The following is a 15,465-nucleotide window of genomic DNA, read 5'->3' on the forward strand; positions in this document are numbered from 1 at the left end:
AAGTTATTGAATCAGATTTTTTATAAGGATAAGTTCTGCTGATGTGGATAGGGACATGTATTGCAAAAAGTTTTTTCTCATACTTAATGTAAAGAATTGTTGCGCATATGCACTTTTTTTGTTCATAAAGTTATTTTTTATGCGTTTTAGGGTATTATGTGTAATAAGTTGATTACATGTGATGCTGGTCCACCTCAAGGCTTGATAGGTATGGAGTTGACGAGTTACAAGTAAATCATTTAAGGTGACGGGCCAATCAGGAGTTGATTTATAAGTGAGCAAAATAGTGCAGCAACGTCGTAATATTCTGGCCTGTATCATAGGTAATATTCTTGAGTGGTACGAATTCAGTTTGTTTGCTTATTTGTCGCCTGTCATTGCGGATTTGTTTTTCCCCAGTGAAAACGCTATGGTTAGTTTATTATCTACCTTACTGGTGTTTGCAGCAGGGTTTGTAGTGCGTCCTCTGGGTTCTATTATTTTAGGACATTTGGGTGATCGGTTTGGTCGGGCAAAAACTCTAAAAACCACAATATTTTTGATGTCCATTTCCTCGGTACTAACAGGATTAATTCCAACATACCAGCATATAGGCGTTATGGCGCCGGTGTTGCTGATTCTATGCCGTTTACTGCAGGGATTTTGTATCGGGGGAGAGTTTGCCGGTTCAATGATTTATCTGTCTGAATCCGCACATGGAACTCACCGTGCGTTAGTGAGTAGTATGGCTAATAATGGTTCCAATATTGGTGTTCTAATTGCCGTTTTGTCATGTGCTTTGATGAGTACGGTATTAAACAGCACGGATGTTGCGCTCTATGGTTGGCGTTTGTTGTTCATTTCTGGAGGGATTATAGGAATTGTGGGGTTGTGGCTGCGTCGGGATCTGGCGGAATCCGAGACTTTTATTGCGTTACAAAAAAACATCAAGAATCCCTATTTTCCTCTTAAATACGTGTTTCAGCATCAACGAGCTCGAATGACGCAGGTTATTCTGCTGTTGTTTATCAGTGCTTGTGGCAGTTATACCCTCATGGGTTACTTATCCACTTATTTGCATGAGTTTTTGGGGGTGCCATTGAATCAAGCCTACAGAATGCAAACATTATTTATCGGTTTGTCCTTGTTAATGCTGCCTTTTTTTGCTCACTTATCCGATAAAATTGGCAGAAGAAAAGTACTGCTATTTGCAACAGCAGGTTATTTAGTCAGCTCTATTCCTGTTTTCTGGGTTTTGCAATCCATTCAGGCTTGGTGGGTTTTACTGCCTCTGGTCATTTTTTATAGTGCTGAACAGGCGGTAACTCCAGCGGTTATTGTTGAAATGTTTCCCGGTAAGGGGCGCTATACCGGAATTTCAATGGGGTACAATGTGTGTATGGCTTTGGTGGGGGGATTTTCACCGGCAATAAATACCTGGTGTATTCATTTATTCGATAACAACCTGATGGTCGCTTATTACGTTTTGCTGTGTGCGGCTGTTTCGTTTTATGTTGTGGTAAAAAACGTTCCTCACGAATATGGGGTACAGAACAGCTTAACCGCTGCTTGAGCGGTAAGACATTATCTGCGTACTTGATGATTCTTTTAGTGCTGCTTCAGGCCTGCATTCCGCCATCAGAGGATTAGGAATGCGGTTCAATTTGGTTTAAGTGGCGTAAAAATTCAGGAGCTGAACTTTCCCCCACCAGTTTGGAATGGTCAAGCTCTTTGCCTTGTGCGTTAAAAAACACGAAGGTTGGTGGTGCTATGACACGGTACTCATTCATTATTGCTTTGTTTTCAGCGTCATTTGCGGTGACATCTACTTTGATGATTTTAAACTGGTTTAGTGCCGCAAGAACTTCAGGATCACGAAAAGTTGTTGCTTCCATAACTTTACATGAAGCACACCAGTCCGCATAAAAATCTAACATCACCGGAGTGCCTTTAGCTTGTTCTATGGTTTGTTTAATTTCTGCTAATGTTTGGGGTTGTGCCTTTGTCTGTTGGGAGGGCATTATGGACGCCGCTTGCAGATTGGCTAAAGGCTGTAATGGGTTGGTTGATCCCATACTGGCGCCAATCAAAATGAGCAAACCATAGCCCAGCATAATGATCCCGGCTCCTTGACAAAATTTTTCTTTAGCTGAGACTGAATGGGTTAACGCTCCGGTGTAAATGCCAGAAAAAATCAGCAGGCTTCCCCAAAGCCCCATAGCCAACCCTGCTGGGAGAATACGTTCCATAAGGTATATGGCTACAGCAATAAGTAAAACGCCAAAAAAGGCTTTGACACCATTCATCCAGCTGCCTGCTTTGGGCAGCCATCTTCCAGCGGATGTGCCAATTAAGAGCAGGGGAGTGCCCATGCCCAGGCTCAAAAAAAACAGGGTAAGCATGCCAGATAAAACATTTCCTGATTGCGCTATATAGGTTAACACACCGATCAATGGTGCAGTCACGCAAGGTGAGAGGATTAGTGTGGAAAGACAGCCCATAATCGCTGCCCCAAAATAGTGCCCACCTCGTTGATTTCGGCTGGATCCGGCGATTTTGGCTTGCCATGAGTCGGGGAGTTTAAATTCGTAAAATCCAAACATGGACAGAGCCAACAAAACAAAAATCGCACTAAATAAACTGATTGCCCAAGGTGATTGCATCGCAATTTGCAGATTGGCTCCCAATGTGGCTACCACTCCGCCAATCACTGCATAAGTAAGTGACATACTCAGAACATAACTTAAGGAAAGAAAAAATGCCTTACGAGTCGTGACGTCTTTACCATGACCTACGATGATTCCCGATAGCACAGGCACCATGGGTAAAATACAGGGAGTAAACGATAACAATAGACCAAAGCCAAAAAAAATAAACAGGATGCTTATCCACCCATTTGTTTCAAAAACCTGTGCTATTTCGTTTTGTGGTGCTTGGGTTTGTGTCACCGAAACTTTATTAGTCGATTGCTCCAGCGTTACTTGAGAGAGTGCGAGCGCATCATCAATCGCTACCTTGATTTTTTTTACCTCAGGAGGATAGCAAAAGCCATCGTCAGAACAGCCCTGATAATGCAGGTCGAGAATGGTTTCCCCGGGTTGTTCGCCTAAAATTGCTACAGGTAAGGACAGTTGCTTTCTGTACACGTCAAAGGTATGTCCCTGTTTGTCGGTTTTTTTCAGGGTTGGGGGAAAACGCAAGCTTCCCAGATGGATGTTGCTGTCTGCCTGTTCGGTGATTTTGATTCTGTCGCCATATAAAAAATAATCCGGTTTTATCGTCCAGTTGATAACAAAAGTATTGGGATCAATTACATTTACCTGTACTTGAAATACTTCCGATGCTGGCAGCGGTTCGGCGTTGCTTGGCGAAATAAAAAGGTAAAGTATTGATAATAATAGCCATTTTTTCATGAGATGCCTTGATGCAATAAACCCTTAGCTCCAATTGTAGTGCCTGTTGAATTAAAACAAAAATTTTTTTTGTTTTAACCCTTGAAAGTCATAATCTTGCCCCCATATGACTGTCATCAGGATTGTTTGTCCCAGGGCAAGCAAAACAGTAAATCATCGTTAAATTATAACAGGAGATATAAGTATGAAAATTCGTCCTTTACACGATCGAGTAGTTGTTCGTCGTATGGAAGAAGAGCGTACCACAGCTGGTGGTATCGTGATTCCAGATAGCGCTACAGAAAAACCCATGCGTGGTGAGATTATTGCTGTTGGTGCTGGTAAAGTACTGGATAACGGCGATGTTCGTGCTTTGGCGGTTAAAGTTGGTGATGTCGTCCTGTTTGGAAAATATTCTGGAACTGAAGTAAAAGTTGATGGCAAAGAATTAGTTGTGATGCGTGAAGACGACATCATGGGTGTTATTGAGAAGTAATCTAAATCAAATTGTTTAAGGAGATTGAGTAATGGCTAAAGAATTACGTTTTGGCGACGACGCTCGCTTACAAATGCTGGCTGGTGTTAATGCATTGGCTGATGCGGTACAAGTAACAATGGGTCCACGTGGCCGTAATGTGGTACTGGAAAAATCGTACGGTGCGCCTACTGTTACTAAAGATGGTGTATCAGTTGCTAAAGAAATTGAATTTGAACAACGCTTCATGAACATGGGCGCTCAAATGGTTAAAGAAGTTGCTTCCAAAACTTCTGATACTGCTGGTGATGGTACAACGACTGCGACTGTACTGGCTCGTTCCATTCTTGTTGAAGGAAACAAGGCAGTTGCTGCTGGTATGAATCCTATGGATTTAAAACGCGGTATAGACAAAGCGGTACTGGCTGTAACTAAAAAATTACAAGAAATGTCCAAGCCATGCAAAGACACTAAAGCAATTGCACAAGTTGGTACGATTTCAGCCAACTCTGACGAAGCAATTGGTTCTATTATTGCTGAAGCAATGGAAAAAGTAGGTAAAGAAGGCGTTATTACCGTTGAAGACGGCAATGGTCTTGAAAATGAACTGTCTGTTGTTGAAGGAATGCAATTTGATCGTGGATACATTTCTCCATACTTCATCAACAACCAGCAAAACATGACCTGTGAACTGGAACATCCATTCATCCTGTTAGTTGACAAGAAAATTTCCAGTATCCGTGACATGCTGTCTGTTCTGGAAGGTGTTGCCAAATCCGGTCGTCCTTTGTTGATTATCGCTGAAGATGTTGAAGGAGAGGCGTTAGCTACTCTGGTTGTTAACAACATGCGTGGTATTGTCAAAGTATGTGCGGTTAAAGCACCTGGCTTTGGTGATCGCCGTAAAGCAATGTTACAAGACATCGCTATTTTAACCAGTGGTCAAGTTATTTCTGAAGAAATCGGCAAGAGCCTTGAAGCAGCAACTCTCGAAGATTTAGGTACTGCGAAACGTGTAGTAGTTACCAAAGAAAATACAACCATTATTGACGGCGAAGGTAAAGCAACTGAAATTAACTCTCGCATCGCACAAATTCGTGCTCAAATGGAAGAAACTACTTCTGATTACGATCGTGAAAAATTGCAAGAGCGTGTTGCCAAACTGGCTGGCGGTGTTGCAGTGATCAAAGTAGGTGCTGCTACTGAAGTTGAAATGAAAGAGAAAAAAGCTCGTGTAGAAGACGCGCTGCATGCTACTCGTGCTGCGGTTGAAGAAGGTATTGTTGCCGGTGGTGGTGTTGCTCTGATTCGTGCGCAAAAAGCGCTGGATTCATTGAAAGGCGATAATGACGATCAAACTATGGGTATCAATATCCTGCGTCGTGCTATTGAGTCTCCAATGCGTCAGATCGTAACTAACGCTGGATATGAATCTTCTGTTGTTGTTAACAAAGTGTCTGAGCACAAAGACAACTATGGATTCAACGCAGCAACTGGCGAATACGGTGATATGGTTGAGATGGGTATTCTGGATCCAACTAAAGTAACTCGTATGGCGCTACAAAATGCAGCTTCTGTTGCCAGCTTGATGTTGACTACTGAGTGCATGGTTGCTGATTTACCAAAGAAAGATGAAGGTGCTGGTGCTGGCGATATGGGCGGCATGGGCGGTATGGGTGGCATGGGCGGCATGATGTAAGCCTTTCTCACCTCCCTTTAAACCCGCCTCATGGCGGGTTTTTTTTTAAGACTTTAAAATGGTTTAGATTGGGGAAGAAGATGATGGGGTTGCAGGCTCATCCTCGAGAACAGGACTGTTTTGATTGCCATCACTATTTTCTCTGAATAAAGTGTGGCTGCCCCGAAAAACGCTGTCTCTTATATTTGATGCAGCAGAAGCAGTGCGTGCATCAGGGGAAGATGTGGGGGGAGGCGTATCAGGTTGATGTGTTTGGCATTCGCTTGTTCTTTGCAGTATTGTTTGCATAATATTTAGGTGCATGGAATAACGTTGTGCGTAGTGGATTATGTTACGGCCGTTATCGTCTTTTGATTGCAATACTTCAGTCTTAGCGCTATCCGCCAGGCTATCGAGAACCTGTTCAAGAAATTCAGGAGGATGGGTCAAGAGCGGGTAAAGGATGGATGGACTTCCATCTGCGGTCATCATTAGTACCTGAGCTCGGACATCTATGGGCAGATAATACAGCAAATCTTTAAGTAAATGAGGGTGAAAAACGGCCATTTTATGCAAAATATTCTCTTTAAAGTCGTTTTTTTTAGTTATTACCTTGATTTTTTCTTGTCCGGGAAGGAGCTTTAAAAGTTCCATTAGGAGTTCGGGTCTATGCGCTAGTTGATCGAATAGATTCTTGTTGTGCGAGTCCGTTTTGGTTAATGCGTTTACCTGTTCGTCACCGGGCAGCAATTTGATGAGTTGAATTACAGTGCCGGGAGCTGTTGTAGCTAAAGTTCTTAGTATGTTGGTATTCAAATAGCTAAGGGTCGTTAATGCCTCAACTTTTTCTTTATCCGGCAGTACCTCTATTAATTGCAGCAGAATTTCAGGGCACTTTATGGACACCACTCTGATCAGGTTATACTCGTTACCTGTATTTGCCATCAACAGTTTAACTTTTGTGCCTTTCGGAAGCCAATTGATAACCTGGATTAGCGTTTGGGGTGATTTTATCGCCAAGAGTATAAGTGGCGAATCTTGAGGGTTGTCATATTCTAGCAATGCCCTGATTTTAAATTCTACCGGAAGCCAATCTAACAGTTGCAGCAGGATGTCCGGGCAGTATTTCGCTGCTCGTCTTATTGGCGAATCTTTTGTACCAAACGAGTTTAACAATATTTGCGTTCGTTCATCCTTAGTAATGGTTTGTAAAAACCAAAGTATGAACGCTGTTTGTTGGTATTTGAACGCACAATAAAGCGGATGAACTCCATCATATTGACTGGTATCCATGTAGTTTAAGCCCTTTTCAATGAGCGCAGCGGCTAAATTGATGTTTCCGAATCCTATGGCGTATAGAAAAGGAGTACCCTCCTTGTTGCATAGGGCATTGGGGGCAAAACGAGGATCTTGTACTATCTTGCGGATAATCGTTTGGGACATGTTGGTTGCTGCTGCCAGGTATCCGGCGATTTCCGTACTGGAAGCAGAGGTAATGTTCCCTGGCGTAAACAGTACTGACACAGGCTCTGGCGTCAGATCGGGGGCAGTGCGGTGTTCAATCTGAATGAGTAAGGATTCTGGCCAGGAATCCTGAGATATCGCTTCGCCTGCACTATTTTGTCCCTGATTGCAGCGATTACGGATAAAGAGGAGTACTTGAGTAAGGCAATAACGAAACAGAGGTGTCCAGGTATCTGCATCGTAGCATAAGGCATGCAGCAGGGTGCGGTTTATTTGATAAGGCGTTATCTCTAAAATACCATCCTCTTTTAATCTGCTTATCCATTCAAGCAGTAGCTCATCGTGCAAGCGGATAACTGGGATAGCGTTTAGTTCTTGGGTATTTTCCTGAAAGAAGAGTTCACTCAGGAGTGCAAAAAGATTGGCTCTGATGGTTAATCCTCGTTTACCTTTTGCAGCAAACCATTGTGCTGTATAATTACTGATGAAATCGTGATATGCGTTGTTTCGCCAAAAGGTAAAACCTTGCTCAAAAGCCCGCAGCCGAGTATGAAGTAATTCCATGTTCTGGAGCAGGTTCGCCAAAGAAGGATTAGGGGAGTCAAAACACTGTTGCATCGTTTCTAAAGCATCCATCCAGCTGGCTTTGCGTTCCTCGGGTATATCGCTGACACCCAGCAAATTTCTATAGCTCTTGTAATGATACAGTGCATCATGCAACTTGATAACCAGGTATATCCTGGAGAATGGATCGGTGACTTCTGCGTCATCCTCAAGAGCACTCGGTGTGAATTGTGGGCTTTTCAGCCAGGCAAGCGTTTCATCCGCCAGTGCTACCAGACCGGTTGCTCTAATGCTGCCTGAATTGGTAGCCAGAGTGTGGCGGTCTATAAAATCTTTAAGAGAAGCAAGAATAGGAATAAAATCACAAGGCATACTTTTTAGTCCCTTCATACTGCAATAACCGTTGATTTTTTTCATCATTTTTTTATCTGGTAATGATCCTTCAGCAAGAAAGCACTGGATGATGAATTGTTTGGCGCTGTCTGGCCCACCGGCCTTGATGATGCCATCGTAAATCTCTTTAGGCATGTTGCCGCAAACCCAGGGTAAAAATAGAGGCTGGAAGTATTTATAAAAAACCTGACGTTCCTCTCCCACAGGATCTCGACCCTCAGGAAGTTGAATATTGAGCTGTTTAAGCAACACCTCATGTACCATGAAGTCAAACAGTCCCCGCATGAGAAGATCTGAGGCATTCAAGGGAAGGCGTTTGCCTTCATAGCCATCCAAAGACATAAGCCAGGCATGACGAATACCTGTATTGCACACATTGGATCCAGCAGCCAGTAGGTTGTTAATTTGATCAAAATTTACCAGTCGTCGGTAACGCTCTTTTTCAGGGGTACTGCCCGGAGGCACGGGCCAAACCTGTTCATTTTTATCGATTAGAGCTGAGACCACTATGGCGTAAATTACAGGCAGAGGCAGGTACCATTGACTATTTTCCAGATGGCCATCGTTGTCTTTTACCAAGGTTACTTTATCAAATCTGCTGCTCAATTGTGTTGAATTCAGAATATTTTTAAGCCAGATTTTTGTTGACGCTTCCAGTTGAGACAGTTTTTTGCGGCCCTCATAACGTGCTACATTGCGTTGCATTCGCTTCTGCGCTTCGAGATTATCGTCCATACTGAGCGTATATACAGGAGATGAGGTTTGAGAAGATGAAGACGAAGCCACAGAGGAAGATGCTTCTGCATGTTCAGGAGTATTGCTGGTTATTGTAGGCATCAGGTAACGTGAAGCTAGCCTGATGGCAAGCATAGCTGCTGCATTGGACGTTATGACGTTATGAGTACTTTGAGCATACTGAGTGTCTTTGAGCATTGTTTGATTGTGGTCGTTTGGCATGAGAGGCCTCCCGTATCGCATAAAAAGGCACACATAATACCATTAAGTTTAAAAAAAAGACACATCGGTTCATGGTTATATTATTTTTAGGCGGGAGAATACGGTAAAAAATACAGTCCATTTAAATTTAAATAGACTGTATCTGATGTATTGTTGTGATGAATACAGGTTGTTTTTTAGTCATTTTAATCTATTATTAAAATCATCACTTAATAGAAAAAGGTGCATCATGACTGACGTGATTAAAACAATGGAAGTGGTTTTGGCAGATACTTATGCACTGTATCTTAAAACGCAAAACTATCATTGGCATGTTAAAGGCCCGCAATTTAAAAGTTTGCATGAACTTTTTGAAATGCAGTACAAAGAACTGGCTGAGGCAGTAGATGAAGTTGCAGAGCGAATATTAATCTTAGGTCACAAGGCACCTGCGACTTTCACTCAGTTTAATCAGTTGAAAACCATTAAAGACGGAGATTCCAGCTTGAATGCAAATCAAATGGTTAGTGAGCTTGCCAGAGATAACAGTACTTTAGTCAACGATTTGAATCAGGCAATTAAAATAGCTCAGGAAAATAATGATGAGGGAACAGTGACGTTGTTAAGCGATCGTATTGCCGCTCATCAGAAAGCCCATTGGATGTTGACTGCCTCTTTAGATTCTAAAAAATAAATAATTGGCTTAATGAACTGAAGTTTCAAGCCAGTGCGAATTAAAAAACTGTTCGGCTGGCTTGTCGGTTATATCCATCCTCTACGAGACTTTCCCTTTAAATTGGTAGAGCTTATTAAGCGGATAAAACCTCATATCATGGTATTGGAGAAGACATGCGCTTTTCATCTTCGTTATCGTGCTGGTCAACTTGAGGTTCCAGCATGAAGAGCAATTTTGTAAGCATTGAATCTCTTCTGACATAATTATTATGAAAATTGCGTATTCTTGGTCTTGCCATGATGGAATCATCAAGGACAAGTGATGAGCGAATTGTAGCGGAGTACTGCAATGCTAAAATATCTATATCTCCTACTTCCTCAAAGCCATTAGAGCTTAAATCAACGGATTCGAGATGCTTTGGCAGGTTTTTCATAATGTGGATGAGAGCAGGCAGTGATTTTTGGCGGAACTGGTTTCTACCTAAATCAAGCGATTGCAAGCATTTGGGAAGGGTATTTATGATGGCATACAGGCTTTTAGAGGATTTGAGGTAAAGAAGGTTTCCACTTAGATCAAGAACATGTAAGCCCTGGGGAAGTTGTAGGATAATCGCCTGAAGGCTTTCGCCTGATTTTTTGTAGAGTGCATTTCCGCTCAAAGAAAGTGAGCGCAAATCTCTTGGCAGGGCACTTATGATAATCACAAGATTTTCAACAGAATGATTAAAAAACAGGTTGTTATTGCCCAGATTAAGCGTATGCAAATGTGCAGGTAATGCCCTGAGAATAGAAACAAACTCCAGTGCTGATTTGAGGTAGAGACGATTTCCGCTTAACTCAAGTGATTTCAGATGAGCTGGCAAGGCTTTAATGAGTCGACATAATATATTGCCGTCTTGCATACCAAGAGCATTTTCACGTAAATCCAGTGAACTCAGATGCTCGGGCAGTGCCTGAAAAAGATCTCTGAGTTCCACGTAGGATTTACTGCCAAGATCATTGCCATACAAATCCAGCTCCTGCAGCGTTTCAGGTAAACTGTTTATGACGGCGGCCAGATTAAGGCTGGATTTTGGGGCGGGTGAATTCCAGCCCAAACCAAGGGATTTCAGGTTTGGTGATAGAGCACCCATAACCTGTTCCAGATAGGTGGTGGGTTTGGTAAACAGTTTGTTCCAACCCAGATCGAGAGATTCAAGGCCAACGGGTAACGCCTTAATTAGGGCTACAAATTCTGAAACGGGTTTAAGAAAGAGGCCATTGGAGCGTAAATTAAGTGAGCGGGTGCGCTTCGGAAGGGCTTTCATAATGGTTACAACATCGTCACAGGTTAGTTTACCAAGATTATTTCTGCTGAAATCTATATCGGTTACAAGCCTGGGAAGTCGCCCCAGTTCAAGAACAATCTGTGGTACTGTTTTTCCATAAAAACAAACTTTCATATGTTATCCTTAAGAATTCAGCCCCTTAAGCAGTGAGCGTTTCCGATCTTTTGCCGATGATGAATAATCATCTTAGCATAATGAATTTTTATTTTCATAGACTCAAATTTAAACGAGTTGCTATAGACTGAGACGAGTATGGATAGGTTTACGTAGTGATTTTTACAGTTATTCCAAGTCCTTGTTAGAGACAGCCCTAAAGCATTAATCAGAATCTATTGAAACCCTGCACTACATTCCTTATCATTATTTAGGTTATTATGAGCATGTGACTGGGTATAGATGGTTGAATATACCCGGATTGCATTAGATTGAAGTGTTAGCTAGGGACAGCCTCGTGTTGCGTTTTCTTTTTCCTGTCAGTTTGTTTTTTAGTGCCGTGCTTTTGTTCAGCATCCAGCCCATGGTTGCCAAAGCCATTTTGCCCGTCTACGGCGGAACGCCTGCCGTGTGGACTGTTTGCATGCTTTTTTTTCAGGGTATATTGCTCGTCTCTTATGGGTATGTATGGCTGTTGAGCGTTTTGAATCGTTCATTTCTTTGGCGTTTAGTTCATACTGCTTTGTTGGCATCAAGCCTGGTTGCAATTCCTCTTTTATTCCATCCTTCGGAAATGAATGGACATCCTGAATGGAATATCTTGAGTGATTTATTAGCCCAATTGGGTTTGCCTTTGTTAGTTGTTGGGGCATCAGCACCTTTATTGCAGTTTGCTTATAGTCAGACTACCAGTAAAGGCGCATCTGATCCTTATTATCTGTATGCAGCAAGCAATCTGGGTAGTTTAATCACTCTGTTGATGTATCCCTGGCTTATTGAAAAAGCATGGGGTATGACGCTGCAATTTCACCTTTGGAGTGTAGGGTACTTAGCATATCTGCTGTTGTTATTATTCGTATTATATACCGTGCGTTACAAGCCTTTGGAACAGCAACGTGTCGCTTTAGGCCCTTTACCTTGGCGCTCTATGGCGTATTGGGTCTTTTTAGGTTTTATTCCTTGCAGCTTGATGTTGGGTGTCACTTTGTATATTTCTACGGATGTTGCAGCAACACCGTTATTTTGGGTAGTGCCCTTAGCCCTGTATTTACTGACTTTTGTTTTAACTTTTACTCATAAACCCTGGCTATCTGACGAGTGGATTAAACGAAACTGTATTTTTTTTCTGATCTTTACGCTATTGGGTTATATTTTAAAACCCAATCAGGTTCAAGTTTGGCAGGTGATTCTTGCCAATCTGGCCAGTTTTTTTATTTTGGCTATGCTGTGTCACAGGCAATTGTTTCTACGAAGACCCCAACCGCATTTGTTGACTTTATTTTATTTTTGTCTGGCTCTTGGCGGGGTGCTTGCCGGTGTGTTTAATGGGATAGTTGCCACGCATTTGTTCAATCAAATTTATGAATACCCGCTTGCTATTTTATTGAGTTTATTTGTTTTACCTTTGGCTCATTTTGCCAAGGATTGGTGGATTCCACTTGTTGTGACGTGTTTGCTGATGCTGCATTGTTTCATTCCGCACATCTATGGCTATGCCGGATTTTCAACCTTTCAGATTTGTGCTTTTATGGCATTGATGGTGATTGTTGTTTTTCATCAGAGTAGATTCGGACTTATTGCATCATTGGTTATTGTATTTGCTTTTCTCTATTCCCCCTTTTTTTTAGATAGCTCTATCCTGTTACAGCAACGGAATTTTTTTGGCGTGAAACAAGTTTTGATGAAGGAAAATACTCATGTTTTGATCAGTCAGTCTACGGTGCATGGTTTTCAGTTGCTTGGAGAAAAAAAACCAATCAGTGGATTCAGAGCTTATTACGGAGCAATAAAATCGGTTGTTGAGGCGATGCAACGTGAACGACCTGCCATGTCTGTTACAGTATTAGGCTTGGGGGCTGGAACAATGGCATGTCAGTTTAGGGAAACAGATCAGTTAAAGATTATTGAAATTGATCAACAAATGATTGATTTGGCTCGAAATCCAAAATTATTTACTTATCTGCGTGATTGTTTGCCTTCTGTTGAGGTAATTAAAGACGATGGTCGTTTGGCTTTGCATAAAATACCGGACGGATCACAAGATCTTATTTTGCTGGATGCCTTTAATTCGGATGCCATTCCTGTGCATTTGATGACTCGTGAAGCATTTACTTTGTACCAGCAAAAATTAAGCAAAAATGGCGTGATTTTAGTGAACTTAAGCAACCGCCATCTTAAATTATTGCCAGTACTTAATTCCATCAGTCGCTCGTTGGATATGGTATTACTCAATCTGGTTCACAAAGGAATTCCCAGGCTCGGGCAATTTGATTCAGAATGGGCTTTGCTCACCACGAATGAGCCTTTGGTGATGCAGGTAATGAAAGGAACAGCATGGCGTTTTGTTAGTGACAATACCCAATTCTCATGGACTGATGACTATTCTAACCTAATCCCGTTGTTGAAATGGTAAATCCTTTGATGAGATGCGCTTCGTTAGCCCTGTTTGAAACCTGATTCCAAACAGGGCGTAAGAGGGAGCATAAGTTATACCTCAGCAAGATTTCCTTTGGTTTCTAACCAGATTTTTCTGTCTCCAGCCCGTTTTTTATTCAGCATCATATCCATTACGGCTTCCGTGGACTCTTCGTCATCCAAAGTGAGCTGTACCAAACGACGCGTATTGGGATCCATGGTTGTTTCTCTTAATTGAATGGGATTCATTTCGCCCAATCCCTTGAAACGCTGTACGTTAATTTTAGCCTTTGATGTTTGGTTGAGATGATGAATGATTCGTGTTTTTTCCTCATCATCGAGGGCGTAGTGGACAATTTTACCTGCATCGATGCGATACAATGGCGGCATGGCGACAAAAACGTGGCCGGCTTTAACCAGTGGTTTAAAATGGCGCAGGAATAGGGCACATATCAAGGTGGCAATATGCGCACCATCGGAGTCGGCATCAGCAAGAATGCATAATTTACCATAACGAAGACCGCTAAGATCATCTGAACCTGGATCTACGCCAATAGCTACAGAAATGTCATGAATTTCCTGTGAAGCCAATACCTGAGAGGAATCAACTTCCCAAGAGTTCAGAATTTTACCACGCAGGGGTAAAATGGCCTGAAAATCCTTGTTGCGTGCCTGTTTGGCTGAACCACCTGCTGAATCTCCTTCTACTAAAAAAAGTTCAGCCTGGCTCAAGTCACTTTGCAAACAATCGGCCAGTTTTCCAGGTAAGGCCGGCCCCTGACTCACTCGTTTTCTTGCTACTTGTTTGGCTTGTTTCAAGCGTTTTTGCGCCCGTTCTATTGCTAAAGCGGCTATTGCTTCGCCTTGATTGCGATGCTGATTAAGCCAGAGTGAAAAAGCATCTTTGATGACGTTACTCACAAAGGCTGCAGTTTGGCGGGAGCTTAATCGTTCTTTGGTTTGTCCTGCAAATTGGGGTTCTTTCATTTTGACAGATAAAACGTATTGGCAAGGTTCCCAAAGATCATCAGCCGTCAGTTTGACACCTCGGGGCAAAAGATTGCGTAATTCGCAAAATTCAGCCATAGCATCAAATAAGCCGGAGCGTAATCCATTGACGTGAGTTCCGCCCTGAGCGGTTGGAATCAAATTCACATAACTTTCGTTTAAAGAACTGTTTGCCGCATCAGACCAAACCAATGCCCAATCAACTGTTGCTTCATCGCTTTTGAATTCACCAGAAAAAGGGGTTTCCGGTAAATAATCAACCGGTAAGGTCTGGCTTAAGTAATCGGTCAAACCGTGTTCATAACACCAATGCGTTTCTTCATTGGTTGTTTTGTTGATAAAAGTCATGGATAGACCAGTACATAAAACAGCCTTTGCTCTTAAAACATGAGTGAGGTGCTTTAGCGAAATTTTGGTAGTGTCAAAATATTTGGCATTAGGCCAAAAACGAATAATAGTGCCTGTATCTCTTTTTTTGGTTATACCCGCTTCATTCAGTTCGCAGAGTTTATCGCCATTCGCAAAAGACATTTGATAGACAGTGCCATTGCGTTTGATGGTGACATCAAGCCGTTCAGATAAGGCGTTGACTACCGATACTCCCACGCCATGAAGTCCGCCGGAAAAACTGTAATTTTTATCTGAAAATTTACCGCCTGCATGTAAACGAGTCATGATGACCTCAACGCCGCTAAGCCCTAATTGGGGATGCAGATCGACGGGCATGCCCCGCCCGTTATCTTCGACTTCAACTGAGCCGTCTTCATGAAGTGTGACTTTAATATGGCTTGCAAATCCTGCGAGTACCTCATCCACGCTATTGTCAATTACTTCCTGAGCCAAATGGTTTGGCCGGGTGGTATCGGTATACATGCCCGGACGTCTTTGCACAGGCTCAAGTCCATTGAGTACTTCAATCGCTTCTGCTGTATAATTTTCGCTCATAGGAATTCACTTTAATTGAAACTTAATCTGTATAGGATACATCAATTGTTGCAAGGGTGG

Annotated in this window: 9 protein-coding genes; 5 read left to right on the forward strand and 4 right to left on the reverse strand. The window is 42.3% G+C overall.

The annotated features are described in order from the left end of the window. The first annotated feature begins 274 nt into the window (after positions 1 to 274). The gene (locus Lwor_RS00110) at positions 275 to 1,552 is read left to right on the forward strand and encodes an MFS transporter (RefSeq protein WP_058491595.1); all 1,278 of its coding nucleotides are present in this window, start codon (positions 275 to 277) and stop codon (positions 1,550 to 1,552) included. Positions 1,553 to 1,625: 73 nt separating this feature from the next. Here the strand turns inward: Lwor_RS00110 and dsbD are convergent, their stop codons facing one another. Beyond that, on the reverse strand, positions 1,626 to 3,392 hold the full coding sequence (dsbD, locus tag Lwor_RS00115) for a protein-disulfide reductase DsbD (RefSeq protein ID WP_058491597.1): 1,767 nt from the start codon (positions 3,390 to 3,392) through the stop codon (positions 1,626 to 1,628). Positions 3,393 to 3,576: 184 nt separating this feature from the next. Here dsbD and groES point away from each other — a divergent pair, with 184 nt between their 5' ends. Further along, complete coding sequence (gene groES, locus Lwor_RS00120) at positions 3,577 to 3,867, forward strand: co-chaperone GroES (RefSeq protein WP_018578031.1); 291 nt, start codon at positions 3,577 to 3,579, stop codon at positions 3,865 to 3,867. A 31-nt stretch (positions 3,868 to 3,898) separates the two neighbouring features. Next, on the forward strand, positions 3,899 to 5,545 hold the full coding sequence (gene groL, locus Lwor_RS00125; protein WP_058491599.1) for a chaperonin GroEL: 1,647 nt from the start codon (positions 3,899 to 3,901) through the stop codon (positions 5,543 to 5,545). Positions 5,546 to 5,608: 63 nt separating this feature from the next. Here the strand turns inward: groL and Lwor_RS00130 are convergent, their stop codons facing one another. Next, complete coding sequence (locus Lwor_RS00130; RefSeq protein ID WP_058491601.1) at positions 5,609 to 8,902, reverse strand: ankyrin repeat domain-containing protein; 3,294 nt, start codon at positions 8,900 to 8,902, stop codon at positions 5,609 to 5,611. A 229-nt stretch (positions 8,903 to 9,131) separates the two neighbouring features. Here Lwor_RS00130 and Lwor_RS00135 point away from each other — a divergent pair, with 229 nt between their 5' ends. Next, positions 9,132 to 9,575 (forward strand): Dps family protein, encoded by a 444-nt coding sequence (locus Lwor_RS00135; protein ID WP_058491603.1) that lies wholly within the window; start codon positions 9,132 to 9,134, stop codon positions 9,573 to 9,575. Positions 9,576 to 9,711: 136 nt separating this feature from the next. Here Lwor_RS00135 and Lwor_RS00140 read toward each other — a convergent pair whose 3' ends face one another. After that, on the reverse strand, positions 9,712 to 10,998 hold the full coding sequence (locus Lwor_RS00140) for a leucine-rich repeat domain-containing protein (RefSeq protein WP_058491605.1): 1,287 nt from the start codon (positions 10,996 to 10,998) through the stop codon (positions 9,712 to 9,714). Positions 10,999 to 11,335: 337 nt separating this feature from the next. Here Lwor_RS00140 and Lwor_RS00145 point away from each other — a divergent pair, with 337 nt between their 5' ends. Further along, the gene (locus tag Lwor_RS00145) at positions 11,336 to 13,450 is read left to right on the forward strand and encodes a spermidine synthase (protein WP_058491607.1); all 2,115 of its coding nucleotides are present in this window, start codon (positions 11,336 to 11,338) and stop codon (positions 13,448 to 13,450) included. A 74-nt stretch (positions 13,451 to 13,524) separates the two neighbouring features. On the opposite strand, the gene parE is transcribed toward Lwor_RS00145, so the two are convergent. Then, positions 13,525 to 15,405, reverse strand: coding sequence for a DNA topoisomerase IV subunit B (gene parE, locus Lwor_RS00150; protein ID WP_058491609.1), 1,881 nt, complete (start codon positions 15,403 to 15,405; stop codon positions 13,525 to 13,527). Positions 15,406 to 15,465: the final 60 nt, after the last annotated feature.

The sequence above is a fragment of the Legionella worsleiensis genome, from assembly GCF_001467535.1.
Taxonomy (GTDB): domain Bacteria; phylum Pseudomonadota; class Gammaproteobacteria; order Legionellales; family Legionellaceae; genus Legionella; species Legionella worsleiensis.

Excerpts from the sequence above, each read along its gene's own strand:
- dsbD (WP_058491597.1), bottom strand. The coding sequence starts at position 3,392 with ATGAAAAAATGGCTATTATTATCAATACTTTACCTTTTTATTTCGCCA.
- groES (WP_018578031.1), top strand. The coding sequence starts at position 3,577 with ATGAAAATTCGTCCTTTACACGATCGAGTAGTTGTTCGTCGTATGGAA.
- groL (WP_058491599.1), top strand. The coding sequence starts at position 3,899 with ATGGCTAAAGAATTACGTTTTGGCGACGACGCTCGCTTACAAATGCTG.
- Lwor_RS00130 (WP_058491601.1), bottom strand. The coding sequence starts at position 8,902 with ATGCCAAACGACCACAATCAAACAATGCTCAAAGACACTCAGTATGCT.
- Lwor_RS00135 (WP_058491603.1), top strand. The coding sequence starts at position 9,132 with ATGACTGACGTGATTAAAACAATGGAAGTGGTTTTGGCAGATACTTAT.
- Lwor_RS00140 (WP_058491605.1), bottom strand. The coding sequence starts at position 10,998 with ATGAAAGTTTGTTTTTATGGAAAAACAGTACCACAGATTGTTCTTGAA.
- parE (WP_058491609.1), bottom strand. The coding sequence starts at position 15,405 with ATGAGCGAAAATTATACAGCAGAAGCGATTGAAGTACTCAATGGACTT.